This is a genomic window from Ancylobacter mangrovi (assembly GCF_024752355.1).
GTDB classification, from domain to species: domain Bacteria; phylum Pseudomonadota; class Alphaproteobacteria; order Rhizobiales; family Xanthobacteraceae; genus Ancylobacter; species Ancylobacter mangrovi.
In genome coordinates this window covers 408473-424367 of record NZ_JANTHZ010000002.1, presented here as the reverse complement: position 1 = coordinate 424367, position 15895 = coordinate 408473, and the positions used below count along the sequence as shown (strand labels likewise).

Here is a 15895-nt window from a genome sequence, read left to right as displayed (position 1 = left end):
AAATACCGTGACACGTCTCGAAATGCCGCGGCGCTTGGCGCTAGACTTCCGTACCCGTCGAGACCGTCCACCGGAGAGAGACCCCATGAAGCCCTTCCTGACGACGCTGGCCGCGCTGGTGATGCTCGGCACGGCCCCGGCCTTCGCCGACTGCGCGCAGGAGATGACCAAGACCCAGGCCGCGCTCGACAAGCTGATCGAGAAGCTGGCGGCGAAGGGCCCGGAGGCGCCGGAGAGCAGTGGCGCACTGCTGAACCAGGACCCGAGCCCGATGGGGCTCGCCAAGACCGAGGCCAAGATCGGCGACGGCCTGCAGCCGGAGGATGCCCAGAAGGCTCTCGACCGTGCCCACGCGGCCGCGGCGGCCGGCGACGAGGCGACCTGCCTGAAGGAAGTCTCCGCCGCAAAGGCCGCCATCGCCCAGAACTAGGCGCGGGCCGGGCAGGCGCGAGCCAGGGGGGCCGCCCACCGGCGCGCCTCAGTCGCCGCCCGTCTCGCCCACCGCGTGGAGCAGATGGCCGTGGAACGCGTAGGCGAGCGCGGCCAGCGCCACCAATAGCAGGCAAGCACCGCCCACCGCGGCCGACAGCCCGGTCGCGGCCAGCACCAGCGCGCCGATCGCCGCGCCGGCGACGAAGGATCCCCATGAGGCGGCATAGGCCGCCGCCTCCCCCGCGCTCTCACGGCCGGAGACGAAGCGGGCCAGCGACTGGCCAAGGCCGAACAGCGCGCCGGTGACGAAGCTCTTGCCGATATCGGCGCCGGCGACGAGCTGGTGCACGCTGTTCTGCATGCCCATGGCGAGCGCCACCGGCAGCAGCGCGGCGAAGCCGACCCCGGCGCCGACCAGCGCCCAGGCGAGCGCGAACAGCACGACCTCGGCGCACAATATCGCCGTCAGTTTCCATTCCCCCGCGCGGTCGGAGACCAGCGTGCCGGCGAAGGCCCCGGCGACGAAGCCGCCGATGACGCAGGCGGTGAGCGCGGCGTGGGCCCGGTCGGCGTCCGCGATCTGGATGCCGAGCCGCGTGCTGTTGCCGCTCATGAAGGACAGGAACAGCCCGCCCAGATGCGCGTAGCCGACCGCGTCGACGAAGCCGGCGACCATGGTGGCGAAGGTCGCGAAGGCGAAGCGGCGCAGCGGCGAGGGGATGGGCAACGAAGAGATCGGCGACGAAGAGGGCATCGGTCGTCAGGCTATGATGGGGGCGCGCCGACGGCGGCGCACAAGGAGCCGTGCCGCCGGGAGCTGTCCGGGCGGCAGGTGGTGGCGGTGATCGGCGGCAACGGGCGGACCGGCCGCCGATATGCGGGGGAAGGACGTGCGCCCGCGATTACGGGCAGACGTGCACCCAGGCGCCGCCCCAGCGGCGGGCCCAGTAGCAGTTCGGCCGCACCGGCGGGCCCCAGCCCCGCGCATAGGGCGGCACGTACCAGTAGGCGGGATAGTTCGGCCGCCACACGCACCGCCAGGGTCCGCAGATCCAGTGCACCGGCTCGGCGAGCGGGGCGGGCGTGTCGAGGAGCGACGTGGCGACGGCCGGTGCGGCGAGGGCGGGGGTGGCGAGCGCGGCGTCGGCACGGTCGGCCGTGCCGCCGGCGACGAGGCCGGCGAGGGCGAGCAGGACGGCCAGCAGGCCGGCGCGCAGGTGGGTGAGGCGAGAGGACGGCACGAAGGTCTGGCAGAAGCGTCTCATAATGCACTCCCGAGCGGAAAAAGACCAACTCCGGCACGATAGCACGGCGCCCGCCGGGCACCAGAGGTGTGTATCGATAAGCCGATGCGATAACGGAATCTTTTCGGTTCGACCGCCATCCTCGCGCGGTCGTCGCGGCCCGTTCCGCCGCCGGCTCCCGGCGTGCCCGTTCATCGAACCCGTTCCATAGGCTACGGTCCGGTCGACCCTGTTTCATCGATCCGGTCCCTCGTGCGCAGGAGGCTCCCATGCAGCACAAGATCATCGGCACCACCTTGCCCGTCCTGGAGATCGGCCTCGAGGCCGGCGAGAAGGTCGTCGGCGTACCCGATCAGCTTTCCTGGATGTCCGGCGACATCGTCCTCACCACCTCGATGGGCGGTGGCGGCAGCAGCGGCCTGTTCGGGCTGATGAGCCGCGCCGTCTCCGGCGGCGGCCTGTTCATGACCGAGTTCCACGCCGAGCGCGGGCCCGGCAACGTCGCCTTCGCGGCCAAGCTGCCCGGCAACATCCTTCCCACCCAGGTCAGCGGCGAAGGCTATCTGGTGCACCGCCACGGCTTCATCTGCGGCACGCCGGGGATCGAGGTGGCGAGCGCGTTCCAGCAGACGCTCGGCGGCGCCGTGTTCGGCGGCGAGGGCTTCATCCTGCAGAAGCTGTCGGGCAATGGCACGGCCTGGATCGAGCTCGGCGGCGAGATCGTCACCTACGATCTCCAGCCGGGCCAGTTCCTGATGGTGCATCCCGGCCATGTCGGGCTGTTCGAGGCGAGCGTCGCCTTCGAGCTCACCACCATGCGCGGCATCAAGAACGCGCTGTTCGGCGGCGACGGGCTGTTCCTGGTGAAGCTGTCGGGCCCGGGCAAGGTGTGGCTGCAGACGCTGACCGCGCCGGGCCTCGCCCACACCATCAGCCACTATCTGCCGAACCGCCAGGGCTGATCGGGACGGCTGATCGGGACGGCTGATCGGGACGGCCGATGCGACAGGCTATTGCGTCGGTCCCGCCCGTCAGGGCTGGCCCGCGCCGGTGCCGCTGAGCAGCGCCAGCCCCACCAGCCCGCCGGCCAGCACGAACAGGGCCGGGTTGACCCGCTTGGCGAAATAGACGCCCGCGAACACCGCGATGGCGATGGCGATCGTGGTCGCGCCGTCGATCGCGGTGCGGGCGATCGACACCGTGCCGGCCGCCATCAGCCCGACCACCAGCGGGGCGAGGCCGCGCTGCAGCGCGCCGCGCCAGGGCGAGCCCTCGAAATGGTCCCACACCCGCGAGGCGCCCCACGAGATCGCCCCCGCCGGCACGAAGAAGCCGATAAAGGCCAGCAGCGCGCCGAGATAGCCGGTGACGTGGTAGCCGATGACGAGCACCATCAGCATGTTCGGCCCCGGCACCACCTGCCCGAGGCCGTAAATGTCGCGGAACTGGTCGTCGGTGAGCCAGTGATGGGCGCCGACCACCAGCGCCTTGGTCTCCGGCAGCACCGCCGCACCGCCGCCGACCGCGAGCACGGAGAGCAGCGAGAACACGCCGAGGACGGACAGATTCTCGTTCATGCCGCGGGCTCCGAGGGTTCGTCGGGGTCGAGCGCCGGCGATTTGCGCGGCCGGTAGATGAAGATCGCCGCCGGCCCGACCGTGAGCAGCACCCAGATCAGCGAGATGTGCAGCACGCTGACCATGACCAGCGTCACCGCGATGATGGCGATGTCGATCAGGCTGCCGAGCTGCTTGCGCCCGATCTGCAATGTCACCGCCGTGAGCATGCCGACCGCCGCCGCGCCGACCCCCACCAGCGTCGCGTTGACATAGGGGTTGCTGGCATTGGAGGCGTAGAGCACGCCGAGGATCATCACCAGCGTCGCGCCGGGCAGGGTGATGCCGAGGAAGGCGACGACCGCGCCGGGCACGCCGCGCAGCCGGTCGCCGACGATGATGCTCATATTGGTGGCGTTTAGGCCCGGCAGCGCCTGCGCGATCTCAAGCGCCGAGAGGAAGCGCTCCTCGTCGAGCCACTTTTTCTGCAGCACGAGGCCCGCGCGCAGATAGGCCACCACCCCGCCGCCGAAGCTGACCGCGCCGATGAACAGGAAGGTGGCGAAGATCTCCCACAGCGGCACGCCGCGCGGGATGGCGAAGGAGGCGTCCCCGGGCGCGGCGTCGCGCTCGGCCGGGGAGCCGGCGGGTGCCCCGGCCCCGTCGGGCGCGGGCGGCGCGGGCATGCTCATCGAGGCGCGCTCACCCTTCCTGGCTCGCCACCAGCTGGTTGCCGAAATTGTAGACCAGCGCGGTCTTGGTGGTGCCGAGCTGCACCCATTCGGGGGCGTGGTTCTGCGCCGCCTTGAAGAACTCCTCCGAGCGCGCGCGCGCCTTGGCGTGAAGCTCGTCATAGCGGTCGAACTTCGCCTGGAAGGCGAATTCGCCAACGATCGTGGTCTCGGTGACGCGTTCGCGCCAGACCGAGATCGTCGCCTTGGCGACGAGCCCGTGGCCGAAGTCGAACGAGCCGACATTCACCTGCACCTCGACCACCGGCAGGTTGTTGACCAGCGAGACCTGCGCGCTCTTCTGCGCCGGGCAGTGCTCGGCCAGCGCCGGGAACACCTGGCTGATGCGCTCAAGGCCCTCGTTGAGCACGAGGCCGGGCGTCATCAGCACGCAATTGTGCGAGAACAGCGCGCGCATGCCGCCGACGCCGTCCTTCAGCGGCAGCAGCTCCTCCTTGAACTTGATGTCGGCGGCGCCCTGCAGGTGCGGGGTCACGTCCACCGCCGCCGCCATGTCGAGGTCGGGGTGGCGGAACTTGAGCGTCAGCTCGTGCTCCGGGTCCGGCCAGCCGTCGGTGTAGAAGGTGCGCTTGCGCAGGATGAAGGCGTTTCGGTAGAGGTCGTGCTCGGGCGTGTCGTAGAACAGCACCTCGCGGACATGGCGCTTGAAGCCGTCCTTGTTGGTGGCGACGCCAACCTTGAATTCCGGCGCGATCAGGCACAGCTTGTGCCAGTAGACCTCGAACTGGTGGGGGTCGAAGAACCGCTCGGGACGGAGCAGTATCTTGTATTCGCGGTAGTGGATATCGTCCATTCCCCGGCCTCGGCAACGCGCGTCCGGCACGCCAATGTCGGATTTACGCCGAAGTTACGATCCGCCACAAGTGCCCGTGTCGCGCGGCCGTCACATCGTCGGGTACCTTGATGCGACGGCCGGTTCTGTGGTCCAAGAAGCGGTCCGCCATACGCGGCCATCCCGGCGCCTGCGGGTGAGGTGATCCGGGCTCCCGCAAGAGAGAGAAATCGCCATGCCCTCGAAGCTCGACCAACTGCGTGCCATGACCGTCGTCGTCTCCGACACCGGGGACATCGAAACGGTCCGGCGGCTCAAGCCACAGGATTGCACCACCAATCCCACGCTGCTGCTGAAGGCCGCCGAGATGCCGGCCTATGCCCATCTCGTCGACGAGGCGATCGACTGGGGCAAGCGCCAGGGCGGCTCGCACGACGGCGCCGTGATGGCGACCTGCGACCGGCTGGCGCTGAACTTCGGCGCCGAGCTCGCCTCCATCGTCCCCGGACGGGTCTCGACCGAGGTCGACGCGGACCTCTCCTTCGACACCAAGGCGACCATCGCCAAGGCGCATTCCTTCATCAAGGCCTATGAAGACCGCGGCGTCGGGCGCGAGCGCATCCTCATCAAGATCGCCTCCACCTGGGAGGGGCTGCGCGCCGCCGAGGTGCTGCAGAAGGAAGGCATCGACTGCAACCTGACCCTGCTGTTCTCGCTGGCCCAGGCGGTGGGCGCGGCGGATGCGGGCGCCTTCCTCATCTCGCCCTTCGTCGGGCGCATCCTCGACTGGCACGTCAAGGCGGGCGAGGGCCCGTTCACGCCGGACACCGATCCCGGCGTGGTCTCGGTGCGCCAGATCTACGCCTACTACAAGAAGTACGGCATCAAGACCGTGGTGATGGGTGCCTCCTTCCGCAACACCGGCGAGATCGAGGCGCTGGCCGGCTGCGACCGGCTCACCATCGGCCCGGCGCTGCTCGACCAGCTCGCCGCCGACGAGGGCACGCTGGTGCGCCAGCTCGACCCGTCCAACACCGAGGCCGCCCCGGCCAAGGTGGAGCTGGACGAGAAGGCGTTTCGCTTCATGCTGAACGAGGACCAGATGGCGACGGAGAAGCTTTCCGACGGCATCCGCCTGTTCGTGAAGGACCTGCGCACGCTGCGCTCGATGGTGGCGAAGCGGCTGGAAGGCGCCGAGGCGGCCTGACCGGCCGCCCTCCCCGCCGTCCCGCGTCTTCGCGTTCCCGCTTCCATGCCGGTTCCCGAGCTGGCCGCCCTCGCGCTCGTCGCCGTGCCCGCGGCGGCGGTCGTCGGCATGAGCAAGGGCGGGCTGCCGATGATCGGCACGCTCGCCGTGCCGATCATGTCGCTCGTCATGTCGCCGGTCGCCGCCGCCGGGCTGCTGCTGCCGGTCTATGTGGTCAGCGACATGTTCGGCGTGTGGGCGTATCGGCGTGAATTCTCCGGGCGCAACCTCGCCATACTGATGCCGGCGGCGGCCGCCGGCATCGGCATCGGCTGGGCCACCGCGGCCATCGTCACCGACGCGCTGGTGGCGCTCATGGTGGGGCTGATCGGCATTTCCTTCTGCCTCAACCGCTGGTTCGGCGGCGCCTCGCGCGCGGCCAAGCCCGCCGATCTGCCGCGCGGCCTGTTCTGGGGCGCCATCGCCGGCTTCACCAGCTTCGTGACGCATGCGGGCGGGCCGCCCTTCCAGATGTACGTCGTGCCCCAGCGCCTGCCGAAGATGGTGTTCGCCGGCACCTCGACCCTGCTCTTCGCCGCCGTCAATGCGATGAAGCTGGTGCCCTACTGGGCGCTCGGCCAGCTCAGCATCGCCAATCTGAAGATCGCCGGCCTGCTGCTGCCGGTCGCGGTGATGGGGACCTTCGCCGGCGTGCGGCTGACCCGCGTGCTGCCGGAGGCGCTGTTCTTCCGGCTGGTGGTGGCGGCGCTGTTCCTGCTCTCGCTCCGGCTCACCTATGACGGCGTGACCCGCATCGCCGGGTTGTGACGCCGACCCGCGTCAGTCCTCGGGACCCGCGCCCGCCAGCGCGGCAGCGGTCCAGAAGCCGGCGGCGAGGACCAGCGAGCCGGCGATGATCGCCATCAGCACCGCGTCGTAGCTGCCGCTCGCGGTCCACAGCATGGCAAGGCCCGCCGGGGCGAGCGCGCGCGAGACGGTGGCCGGCACCGCCAGCGCGCCGTTGACCGCGCCATAGGCGCGCCGGGTGATGAGTTCGGGCACCACCAGCCCGCGCACGATGGTGATGATGCCGTTGACCGCGCCGAAGCCGAGCGCAAACAGCGCCACCAGCGTGAAGTCCGGCGGCATCAGCTCGAGCGCGAGGAAGGCCAGCGGGAACACCGCGACGATCACCGAGCCGAGCAGGCGCACCGGCGTGCGCGGCGCGAACAGCCAGACCGCGAGCCGCCCCGTCACCTGCGCCGGGCCGATCATGGCGATGGCGCCGACTACGGTTGCGGTGTCGAAGCCGCGCTCGATCAGCAGCGGGTAGGCGTGGAAGGTGAAGCCGGAGAACATCGCCGCATAGGCGGTGAAGGCGACCGCCAGCGCCCAGAAGGCCGGCTGGCGGATCGCGTCCGCGATCGCGGAGCGTTCCTTCGGCGCTCCCTCGCCCGCCGGCCGGCGCACCGGCGCATCGGCGACGGTGTCGATGGTGGCGAAGTTCACCGCGCCGCAGACGACGATGTTGATGGCGCCGAGGATGATCAGCGTGTCGCGCCAGCCGACATGGTCGAGCAGGAGCTGGATCAGCGGGATGAACACGGTGGAGGCGAAGCCGCCCCACATGGTGAGCGCGGTGATGCCCGCGCGCGCATGGGCGGGGCCGGCCTTGCGCGCCACCACCGCGAAGGCGGGGTCGTACAGCGTCGCCGCCTGCATGGCGCCGATGCCCGCGACCGCGACATAGAACAGGGCGAGGCTCTCTATGTGCGCCCACAGCACCAGCAGCAGGCCGGCGGCGAGCGAGCCGCCGGTCATCACCGCCCGCCCGTAGCCGCGGTCGATGGCGACGCCGACCGGATAGGCGGCGAGGCCGGCGAGGCCGAGGCCCAGCGTCGCCGCGCCGTAAAGTTCGGCCTTCGACCAGCCGAGATCGGCGCTCATCGCCTGTGCGATCAGCGGGAAGGAATAGTAGAGCGAGCCCCAGGAGCAGAGCTGGCCGAGCCCCAGCCCGTTGATGAACAGGCCGCGCGTGCTGGGCGGCTGGTGGGGGGCGGCGGGTGAGGAGAAGGTCACGGCGGCGCCGCCCCGACTGTCAGCCGGCGGGTGCCAGCACGCGATGGACGAGATTGACCCAGTAGCTGGCGCCGACCGGCAGCAGCGCGTCGTTGAAGTCGTACTGCGCGTTGTGCAGGTTCGGCCCCGGCCCGCTGGCGAGGCACAGATAGGCGCCCGGCACCGCCTGCAGCATGTAGGCGAAGTCCTCCGCCGCCATGATCGGCTCGAAATCGGCCACCACATGGTCGTCCCCGGCCATGGCGCGTGCCGTCTCGACGGCGGTGCCGAACGGTTCGGTCCAGTTCACCAGCGAGGGATAGCGCCGCTCGTAGCGGATCTCGCTGTCGGCGCCCTGTGCCGCGCACACGCCCTCGATCACGGCGCGGAAGCGCCGCTCGACGAGGTCGCGCGTCTCCGGCGTGAAGGTGCGCGCCGTGCCGCGCAGCACCACCTCGTCGGGAATGATGTTCCAGGTCTCGCCGCCATGGATCTGCGTCACGGTCACCACCGCCGCCTCCTGCGGGCTCACCGAGCGCGAGACGATCGACTGCAGCTGGGCGACGACGAGCGAGGCGGTCAGCACCGGATCGACGCCGCGCTGGGGCATGGCGGCGTGGGCGCCGCGGCCGATGATCTTCACCTCGAAGATGTCGAAGGCGGCGAACATCGGCCCGACCCGGCCGAGAAAGGTGCCGAACGGCGCGTTGGGCCAGTTGTGCAGCCCGTAGACCTGGTCCATCGGGAAGCGCTCGAACAGGCCCTGCTCCACCATCACCCTGCCGCCGCCCTCGTTCTCCTCGGCCGGCTGAAAGATGAAGTGCACCGTGCCGGCGAAGTCCGGGTTGGCGGCGAGGTGGCGGGCGGCGCCGAGCAGCATGGTCATGTGCCCGTCATGGCCGCAGGCGTGCATCTTGCCGGGCGTGTCGGAGCGATAGGGAAGGTTGGTCGCCTCGTGGATGTCGAGCGCGTCCATGTCGGCCCGCAGGCCGATCGCCGGGCCGTCACCAAGCCGGCCCTTCAGCGTCGCCACGAGGCCGGTGCCGGCGAGGCCGCGATCGACGCTCAGGCCGAAGCTCTCGAGCTTTGCGGCGACGAAGGCGCTGGTGCGGTGCTCCTCGAAGGCGGTCTCGGCCATGGTGTGCAGCGCGTGCCGCCAGCCGGTCATCTCCTGCGCGCCGGCCGCGACGGCGGATAGAACGCCCGGAACCGGTTGCTCGCTCATGCTGCCTGCTCCCCGCCCTGCCTCGGCTCCGGCCGTGGCAGCAGACCAGATATCCCGGCCCATGCTGCCGCCTCGTCGGCTCTATAGTCCGCCGCCCTGCACCGGACAAGCGCGGCCCGGGCATTGCCGCCCTGCGGGAAAGGGCGGGGAACCTTGCACGGGGCCGCGCGGTTGACCCGCCGTGACCCCGCCCGCGCAAGCCGGCGGAGCCTGCACGGGAGACCGCCATCGATCATGCCGCAAAATTCGCCCCCGCTCGCTGAAGACCTCGTCGAAAGCGCCCTCGCCGAACGCCCGGTGCCGACCTCCGCCAGGCCGCCGGCCGTGCTCGACGAAGGCCCCCTGCTGCGCCCCGGACGCAATGTCTGGCGCGTGGAGCAGGCGGCGCGCGCCAGCGTGCTGGTCGACGGCGCCTCCTATTTCGGCGCGCTGCGCGAGGCGATGACCAAGGCGCGCGAGACCATCCACATCGCCGGCTGGGACCTCGACAGCCGGATGAAGCTGGTGGGCGAGAGCGGCGAAGCCGAGGACGGGCTGCCCGACACGCTGGCCGCCTTCCTCTCCGCGCTGGTGAAGCGCAACCCGCGCCTGCGGGTGCGGCTGCTGCTGTGGGACTATTCGGTCCTATTCGCCTTCGAGCGCGAGCTCACCCCGCTCTATTCCTTCCTGTGGAGCACGCCGCCGCAGATCGAGCTGTGCCTCGATGACGAGCTGCCGCTCGGCGCCTCCCATCACCAGAAGATCGTTGTCATCGACGACAACGTCGCCTTCTCCGGCGGTCTCGACCTGACCCGCCGGCGCTGGGACACCAGCGCGCACCTGCCGGACGACCCGCGCCGGGTCGACCCGACCGGGGCCGCCTACGGCCCGTTCCACGATGTGCAGATGGCGGCAGATGGCGGCGTCGCGCGCGCGCTCGGACGGCTGTTCCGAGAGCGCTGGCGCCGTGCCGCCTGCGAGCGCCTGCCGGTGCCGCGGATGCGCCGCGCCACCGATTGCTGGCCCGACAGCCTCGCGCCCGACTTCCACGAGGTCGGGGTCGGCATCGCCCGCACCATGCCCGCCTATCCGGACGCGCCTCAGGTGCGCGAGGTGGAGGCGCTGTTCTTCGATATGATCGATGCCGCCGAGCGCGTCATCTATGTCGAGAACCAGTTCATCGCCTGCGAGCGCTTCGCCGAGCGGCTGGTGGAGCGGATGCGCGAGCGCCCGGAGCTCGAGGCGGTGCTGATCGTCCCCGAGGGCTATCGCGGCTGGTTCGAGCACCGCGCCATGGGCATCGGCCGCCAGCGCGTGCTGGAGCGCTTCGCGCAGGCCGGCGTCTCTCACCGGGTGCGCATGCTCTACCCCGAATCCACGGCCGGCGGGGATGACGCCTCGATCATGGTCCACGCCAAGGTCATGATCGTCGACGACCGCATCCTGCGCATCGGCTCGGCCAATCTGTGCAACCGCTCGATGGGGTTCGACAGCGAGTGCGACCTCGTGGTCGACGCCTCGGGCGAGGACCAGCGCGCGGCCGTTGCATCGGTGCGCAACCGGCTGCTCGCCGAGCATGTCGGCATGAGCGCGGAGGAGGTCGGCGCCGTCGTCGCGCGCACCGGCTCGCTCGCCGCGGTGATCGACGCCGCCGGGAAGGGGCGGGCGCGCCGGCTGATCGACGTGCCGCCGGCCACCGAGACCGACGAGCCGGGCCTTGGCGCGATCGACGCCATCGCCGACCCGATCGAGCCGATCTATGACGAGAGGCCGGCGCCGGCAACGCCGAGCCGGCGCAAATGGGTGCTGGCGCTGGCGGCCGCCGTCGCGCTTATCGCCGCGCTGATGCTGGTCTGGACCAAGTCGCCCTTCGCCGAGCCGGACCGGATCGTCGCGGCGCTGGAGGGCATCTCGCAGCGGCCCTGGGCGCCGGCGCTGATGGTGGCGATCTTCGTGCTCGGCGGGCTGGTGGCGTTTCCCGTCACCGTGCTCATGGTGGCGACGGTGGCGGTGTTTAGCGGCTGGTCGGGCGCCATCCTCGCCGCCTTCGGCGTGCTGGCGAGCGCGGCCGTGACCTACGCCATCGGCCGCTATCTCGGCGCCGGGCTGGTGCGCCGCTTCATCGGCCCGCGCATCAACCGCATCCGGCGCAGCCTGTCCGACCGCGGCGTGCTGACGGTGGCGACGATGCGCCTTATGCCGGTGGCGCCCTTCACCGTGGTCAATCTGGTGGCCGGGGCGGCCGAGCTTCGCTTCACGGACTACATGATCGGCTCTGCCATTGGCATGCTGCCGGGGCTGGTGGTGATGACCGCGCTCGGGCGGCAGATCGTCGAGCTGATCACCGACCCGTCCCTGTTCAGCGTCGCCGCGCTGATCGGCGTCATCGTGCTGTGGGCGCTGTGCTCGTTCGGGCTGCAGCTCCTCGTCAGCCGTTTCCGGAGGACGGCTTGAGCGTTGTCCGGCCGCCGGGAACGCTGCGGCTGATGACCTGGAACATCCATGGCGGCATCGGCCCCGACCGGCGCTTCGACCTCGACCGCATCGCCGCCCTGGTGGCGCGCCACGCGCCGGACATCCTCGCCCTGCAGGAGATCGACACGCGCGGGCGCGGCGTGGACTGCCTCGCGCCGCTGCGCGGGCTCTCCATCGACCATTTCGCGGAGGCGCGCACCATCGCCGTACCCGACGGGCATTACGGGCACGCGCTGTTCTCGCGCTGGCCGACCGAGGAGGTGCGGCTGCACGATTTGTCGGTGCGCCTGCGCGAGCCGCGGCTCGCCATCGAGGCGGTGCTGCGCACCGGGCGCGGGCCGCTCCACCTCGTCGCCGTGCATCTCGGCCTCGCCATCGTCGAGCGCCGCCGGCAGGCAATCAAGCTCGCCGCCATGGCCCGTCACGTCGCCGCCATGCCGACGGTGATGCTGGGCGACTTCAACGACTGGTTTTCCTTCGGCGAGGTCAGCCGCGCCATGCGCCGGGTGCTGCCCGAGCGCACGGACCTGCGCACCTTTCCCGCCCGCCGCCCGACTTTGCGGCTCGACCGGGTCTATTGCAGCAGGCCCGGCATGCTGGCGGCGGCCTTCACCGACCCGCAGGCGCGCCGCGCCTCTGACCATCTGCCGATCATCGCCGACATCCGCCTGCCGGCGACCGCCTCGGCGCCGGAACCGCTCCCCTCACCATACGTTGACCCCGGAGGTCGCGACACGACCCGTCGCGAGATGGGAGGAGCCAGTGACGACCCCCAACGAGCCGACCCCTGAACATCCCACTCCCGGAGTGCCGCCGATGCCCGAACATCCGGGCGCGCCCGCGCCGAACCCGGTGCCCGATCCCGCGCCGATCCACGATCCGGTGCAGCCCCCGGTGCACGACCCCGACGTGCCCGGCATCCGCGATCCCGAACCGCCGGGCGTGAGCGATCCCCCGCCCGCACCGCCTCCGCCGCCGGCCTTTCCCGGCGACGGGGCGGCGATAGCGATGCCATCGCCGCTGCCACCCGGCACGCCGCCGCCGGACACGCCGCCCGGGCGGCGTCCGCCGGCGATCATCGACGACCCGCTCATCCCGCCCGATCCCGACCCGGACATCGGCCCGGATGTCAGCGAGCCCGAGGACGAGCCCGGCGCCCCGCCGATCGACCTGCCGCCACGGACTCCCCCGTCGCCACCGCCGGGTACTCCCGGCTTCTGATCGGGAGGTAAAGCAAAGGCGGAGCGGAACGTTCGCTCGTTTCACCCGTTTTTCCTGTATCCGACGGCGCATGAATTTCATGCGCGGGGTCCGAATACCTCAAAGATCATCAAAACAGAAAATAGACAGGAGGATCCTACCATGGGTCTGTTCTCAAAGGACATCAAGACGATGAACGATCTCTTCGTTCATCAGCTTCAGGACATTTACTACGCCGAGAAGCAGATCGTGAAAGCTCTGCCGAGAATGATCGACAAGGCCACCGACGATCAACTCAAGAGCGACTTCTCCAAGCATCTAACCGAGACCGAGGGCCATGTCGGCCGCGTCGAGGAAGTGTTCCGGATGCATGGCGTGGAGCCGAAGGCGGTGGACTGCCCGGCCATTGACGGCATCCTGAAGGAGGCCGACGAGGTCGCCGGCGACGTTGCCGACAAGCAGGTGCTGGATGCCGCGCTGATCGCTTCGGCGCAGGCGGTCGAGCATTACGAGATGACGCGCTACGGCACGCTCATCGCCTGGGCGAAGCTGCTCGGCCGCCCGGACTGCGCCAGCGTGCTGGCGAAGAACCTCGCCGACGAGCACAAGGCCGACGCCACGCTGACCAAGCTGGCCGAGGCGCGGGTCAACATCCAGGCCGCCGAATAGGCTGCAGGATTTCGCCCGAAGGATATCGCTCTCTACCGGGAGGAGGATTCCATGCCTGCCAAATCAAAGGCCCAGCAGATGGCCGCGGGCGCCGCGCTCGCCGCCAAGCGGGGCGAGATGAAGAAGAGCGAACTGCGCGGTGCCTCGAAGTCGATGGAGAAATCCATGACCAAGAAGGAGCTGGAGGAGTTCGCCTCCACCTCGCGCAAGGGCAAGCCCGGCCACGTCGATCATCATCGATAAGCCGGCTAAGTGAATGACGGGAACCCTTCGGGGGTCCCGACGGACTGGGCGCCATCGGCGCCGGCCCCGCCGCGACAGCGGCCCGGCCGGCGGGTGGCGCCCTTCCTTTCTGATTTCCGCCATGCAGCGTGCCCGTCCGGGACGGGGCCGCCGGATCAGGTTGGCTAGGATCTTCCGGGCGCGGAGACACGCATGTTCCGCCCGCCCGCGTGCGAGCCGGCACGGTCTGCTCCGTAAAGCGTGACCGGCCCGGGCGCGTTCCGCCCCCTATCGGCCATGGTCGTCGCCATATTCATCCCAGACAATGCGGCGGTTGGCATCGAGGATCTGCACCGGCTTGCGGGCGCGATCGTTCATCATCGCGCGCGCATGGCGGCGGGCGTCGTCGAGCCGGGCGAAGGTGCGCGCGTTCATCATGGCGCACAGGCCCGGCGGCGGATCGCGCGGTTCCTGGAAGAGCAGCCGGAACGGCGGCAGCGGCGCGGGCGAACGGACGGCAGGTGAATGGCGCATGGTTATGGGGTCCATGGGCAGGATCGGCGGAAGCGGGCCGACAGGGGGTAAACGGTCGCACTCCGCGCGCGTTCCCGGCACGCTCGCGCGGCCCGGCCGCGGAACGGGCCCGAATCCGGCGCGGCTGACCTTCGGGAATAGAAAGGCGGGCCGCTCCGTATACGGATCATGAGGCGGGAATCCTCCATATCCGGCAACGGGTCCTCCGGCACCGGCGCAGCCGACCGCGGGCGGTTCGACGTCGTCGGGCAGCTTCCGGCGCTGCGCCGCTACGCGCGGGTGCTGACGCGCGACGACGCGGAGGCCGAGGACCTGGTGCACGACGCGCTGCTGCGCGCCTATGAGCGGCGCGGCAGCTTCGCGCCCGCGCGCGGCGCCGGGGAAAGCCGGACAAATGCGGGTCGGACGGCGGGCGCCGCTCCTGGCGGCGGTCTGCGCGTCTGGCTGATGTCCATTCTTCACAACGTCTTCATCGACCGTCGTCGCAGCCGCGTCGCCGAGGAGCGCCGCGCGGGCGAGGCGGCCCAGCTCGCCGCGACCCAGTCCGCGCCGGCGCAGGAGCATCACGTCCGGCTGGCGCAGATCCGCGAGGCGTTCATGGAACTGCCCGAGGAGCAGCGCGCCGCGCTTCACCTCGTGGCGATCGAGGGGCTCGGCTATGCCGAGGCGGCCGGCGCGCTCGGCATCCCGCAGGGCACGCTGATGTCGCGCCTGTCGCGGGCGCGCGCCGCTCTGCGCGCGATCGAGGAGGGCGGCGCGCGCATCACCCATCTCCGGCTGGTGGGAGGCTCCGATGACGCGGCCCGTTGACCCCATCTCCGACGACGACCTGCAGGCCTATGTCGACGACGAAATCGACGTGGCGCGGCGGATCGAGGTCGAGGCCTATCTCAGCGCCCATCCGGCCGAGGCGTCGCGGGTGATGGCGGATCTGCGCATCCGCGACGAGCTCAGGCTGTCGCTCGCCGACATGCCGGCCGATCCCGCGCAGGCGAGGCTGCGCTTCGCCACCGCCGAGGCGGCGCGGCGGCTCGAGGGTGCGCTCTCGCGCGACCGTTGGCTGCGCGGCCTGCGCCGCGTCGCGGCGGTGGGGCTGCTGGTCTGCGCGGGCTGGTTCGCCCATGCCGAGTTTGGCCCGCTGGCGGTGAGCCGCGTCGTCGCCTCCGACCTGCCGCCCGCCTATGTGGAGGACGCGCTGCGCGCCCACCGCACGGCGCAGGTGCGCGCGGGCATGCTGTCCCAGACCGGGGCGAGCTACGACCCGGCCGAGATCCGCGCCGCCACCGCCATCGTCATGCCCGAGCTTCCCACCGGCTGGTCGGTGGAGGACGTGCAGGTGTTCCCCTCGGCCTTCGGCCCGAGCGTCGAGATGTCGGTCAAGACGCGCGATTTCGGCCCGGTCTCGCTGTTCGCCGTGCGCCCCGGCAGCTTCGACGTGGTGCAGGCACGCACGGTGTCGAGCGAGGATCTCAACGCCGCCTACTGGCAGATCGGCGAGGTCGCCTACGCCCTCGTCGCCCAGGCCCCGCCGCGCGAGCTGGACCGCACCGCGGAACGGCTGGCGCGCTCGCTCTACTGACATGAACCGCCT

General features: G+C 70.7%; 19 protein-coding genes. 11 read left to right on the top strand and 8 right to left on the bottom strand.

The window, feature by feature from the left end; genetic code table 11:
* Window positions 1–85 precede the first annotated feature (85 nt).
* Window positions 86–430: a hypothetical protein gene (locus NVS89_RS07300; protein WP_258731939.1), complete on the top strand. Its 345-nt coding sequence runs from the start codon at window positions 86–88 to the stop codon at window positions 428–430.
* 48 nt (window positions 431–478) lie between these two features.
* Here the strand turns inward: NVS89_RS07300 and NVS89_RS07295 are convergent, their stop codons facing one another.
* Window positions 479–1159 (bottom strand): YoaK family protein, encoded by a 681-nt coding sequence (locus NVS89_RS07295; RefSeq protein WP_258731938.1) that lies wholly within the window; start codon window positions 1157–1159, stop codon window positions 479–481.
* A gap of 175 nt (window positions 1160–1334) precedes the next feature.
* Window positions 1335–1697, bottom strand: a complete 363-nt coding sequence (locus NVS89_RS07290) for a hypothetical protein (protein ID WP_258731937.1) — start codon at window positions 1695–1697, stop codon at window positions 1335–1337.
* Between the two features lie 248 nt (window positions 1698–1945).
* On the opposite strand from NVS89_RS07290, the gene NVS89_RS07285 reads away from it, so the two are divergent.
* The gene (locus NVS89_RS07285; RefSeq protein ID WP_258731936.1) at window positions 1946–2638 is read left to right on the top strand and encodes a TIGR00266 family protein; all 693 of its coding nucleotides are present in this window, start codon (window positions 1946–1948) and stop codon (window positions 2636–2638) included.
* 69 nt (window positions 2639–2707) lie between these two features.
* Here NVS89_RS07285 and NVS89_RS07280 read toward each other — a convergent pair whose 3' ends face one another.
* The 3 genes from NVS89_RS07280 to NVS89_RS07270 are packed head-to-tail and all read right to left on the bottom strand — an operon-like array spanning window position 2708 to window position 4777.
* Complete coding sequence (locus NVS89_RS07280) at window positions 2708–3253, bottom strand: chromate transporter (protein WP_258731935.1); 546 nt, start codon at window positions 3251–3253, stop codon at window positions 2708–2710.
* Window positions 3250–3924 carry a chromate transporter gene (locus NVS89_RS07275; protein ID WP_258731934.1) on the bottom strand — a complete coding sequence of 225 codons (675 nt, stop codon included), beginning with the start codon at window positions 3922–3924 and terminating at the stop codon, window positions 3250–3252. Before NVS89_RS07275 ends, NVS89_RS07280 begins: the two co-directional genes overlap by 4 nt.
* Before the next feature lie 10 nt (window positions 3925–3934).
* Window positions 3935–4777: a hypothetical protein gene (locus tag NVS89_RS07270; protein ID WP_258731933.1), complete on the bottom strand. Its 843-nt coding sequence runs from the start codon at window positions 4775–4777 to the stop codon at window positions 3935–3937.
* Between the two features lie 214 nt (window positions 4778–4991).
* Between NVS89_RS07270 and tal the strand changes: the two genes are divergently transcribed.
* Together tal and NVS89_RS07260 are read left to right on the top strand one after the other, a co-directional pair.
* A complete protein-coding gene (gene tal / locus NVS89_RS07265; protein WP_258731931.1) occupies window positions 4992–5963 on the top strand; it encodes a transaldolase in 972 nt (323 codons plus the stop codon).
* Between the two features lie 45 nt (window positions 5964–6008).
* A complete protein-coding gene (locus tag NVS89_RS07260; protein ID WP_258731930.1) occupies window positions 6009–6770 on the top strand; it encodes a sulfite exporter TauE/SafE family protein in 762 nt (253 codons plus the stop codon).
* Between the two features lie 12 nt (window positions 6771–6782).
* Here NVS89_RS07260 and NVS89_RS07255 read toward each other — a convergent pair whose 3' ends face one another.
* Both NVS89_RS07255 and NVS89_RS07250 read right to left on the bottom strand, forming a co-directional pair.
* Entirely contained in the window at window positions 6783–8021 is a 1239-nt protein-coding gene (locus NVS89_RS07255; protein WP_258731929.1) for an MFS transporter, read from the bottom strand.
* 19 nt (window positions 8022–8040) lie between these two features.
* Entirely contained in the window at window positions 8041–9225 is a 1185-nt protein-coding gene (locus NVS89_RS07250) for a M20 aminoacylase family protein (RefSeq protein WP_258731928.1), read from the bottom strand.
* Window positions 9226–9459: 234 nt separating this feature from the next.
* On the opposite strand from NVS89_RS07250, the gene NVS89_RS22975 reads away from it, so the two are divergent.
* From NVS89_RS22975 to NVS89_RS07220, 5 genes are all read left to right on the top strand, one after another.
* Window positions 9460–11658, top strand: a complete 2199-nt coding sequence (locus NVS89_RS22975) for a VTT domain-containing protein (protein ID WP_374114534.1) — start codon at window positions 9460–9462, stop codon at window positions 11656–11658.
* Window positions 11655–12470 (top strand): endonuclease/exonuclease/phosphatase family protein, encoded by an 816-nt coding sequence (locus tag NVS89_RS07235; protein ID WP_258731927.1) that lies wholly within the window; start codon window positions 11655–11657, stop codon window positions 12468–12470. The genes NVS89_RS22975 and NVS89_RS07235 overlap by 4 nt, the downstream gene beginning before the upstream one ends.
* Before the next feature lie 25 nt (window positions 12471–12495).
* On the top strand, window positions 12496–12900 hold the full coding sequence (locus NVS89_RS07230; protein ID WP_258731926.1) for a hypothetical protein: 405 nt from the start codon (window positions 12496–12498) through the stop codon (window positions 12898–12900).
* 141 nt (window positions 12901–13041) lie between these two features.
* Window positions 13042–13548, top strand: a complete 507-nt coding sequence (locus NVS89_RS07225) for a YciE/YciF ferroxidase family protein (RefSeq protein ID WP_258731925.1) — start codon at window positions 13042–13044, stop codon at window positions 13546–13548.
* A gap of 51 nt (window positions 13549–13599) precedes the next feature.
* A complete protein-coding gene (locus NVS89_RS07220) occupies window positions 13600–13791 on the top strand; it encodes a DUF3008 family protein (RefSeq protein ID WP_258731924.1) in 192 nt (63 codons plus the stop codon).
* A gap of 267 nt (window positions 13792–14058) precedes the next feature.
* On the opposite strand, the gene NVS89_RS07215 is transcribed toward NVS89_RS07220, so the two are convergent.
* Window positions 14059–14319, bottom strand: a complete 261-nt coding sequence (locus tag NVS89_RS07215) for a hypothetical protein (RefSeq protein ID WP_258731923.1) — start codon at window positions 14317–14319, stop codon at window positions 14059–14061.
* A 153-nt stretch (window positions 14320–14472) separates the two neighbouring features.
* Between NVS89_RS07215 and NVS89_RS07210 the strand changes: the two genes are divergently transcribed.
* Window positions 14473–15114 carry a sigma-70 family RNA polymerase sigma factor gene (locus NVS89_RS07210; protein WP_258731922.1) on the top strand — a complete coding sequence of 214 codons (642 nt, stop codon included), beginning with the start codon at window positions 14473–14475 and terminating at the stop codon, window positions 15112–15114.
* Window positions 15098–15883, top strand: a complete 786-nt coding sequence (locus NVS89_RS07205) for an anti-sigma factor family protein (protein ID WP_258731921.1) — start codon at window positions 15098–15100, stop codon at window positions 15881–15883. Before NVS89_RS07210 ends, NVS89_RS07205 begins: the two co-directional genes overlap by 17 nt.
* Window positions 15884–15895 lie beyond the last annotated feature (12 nt).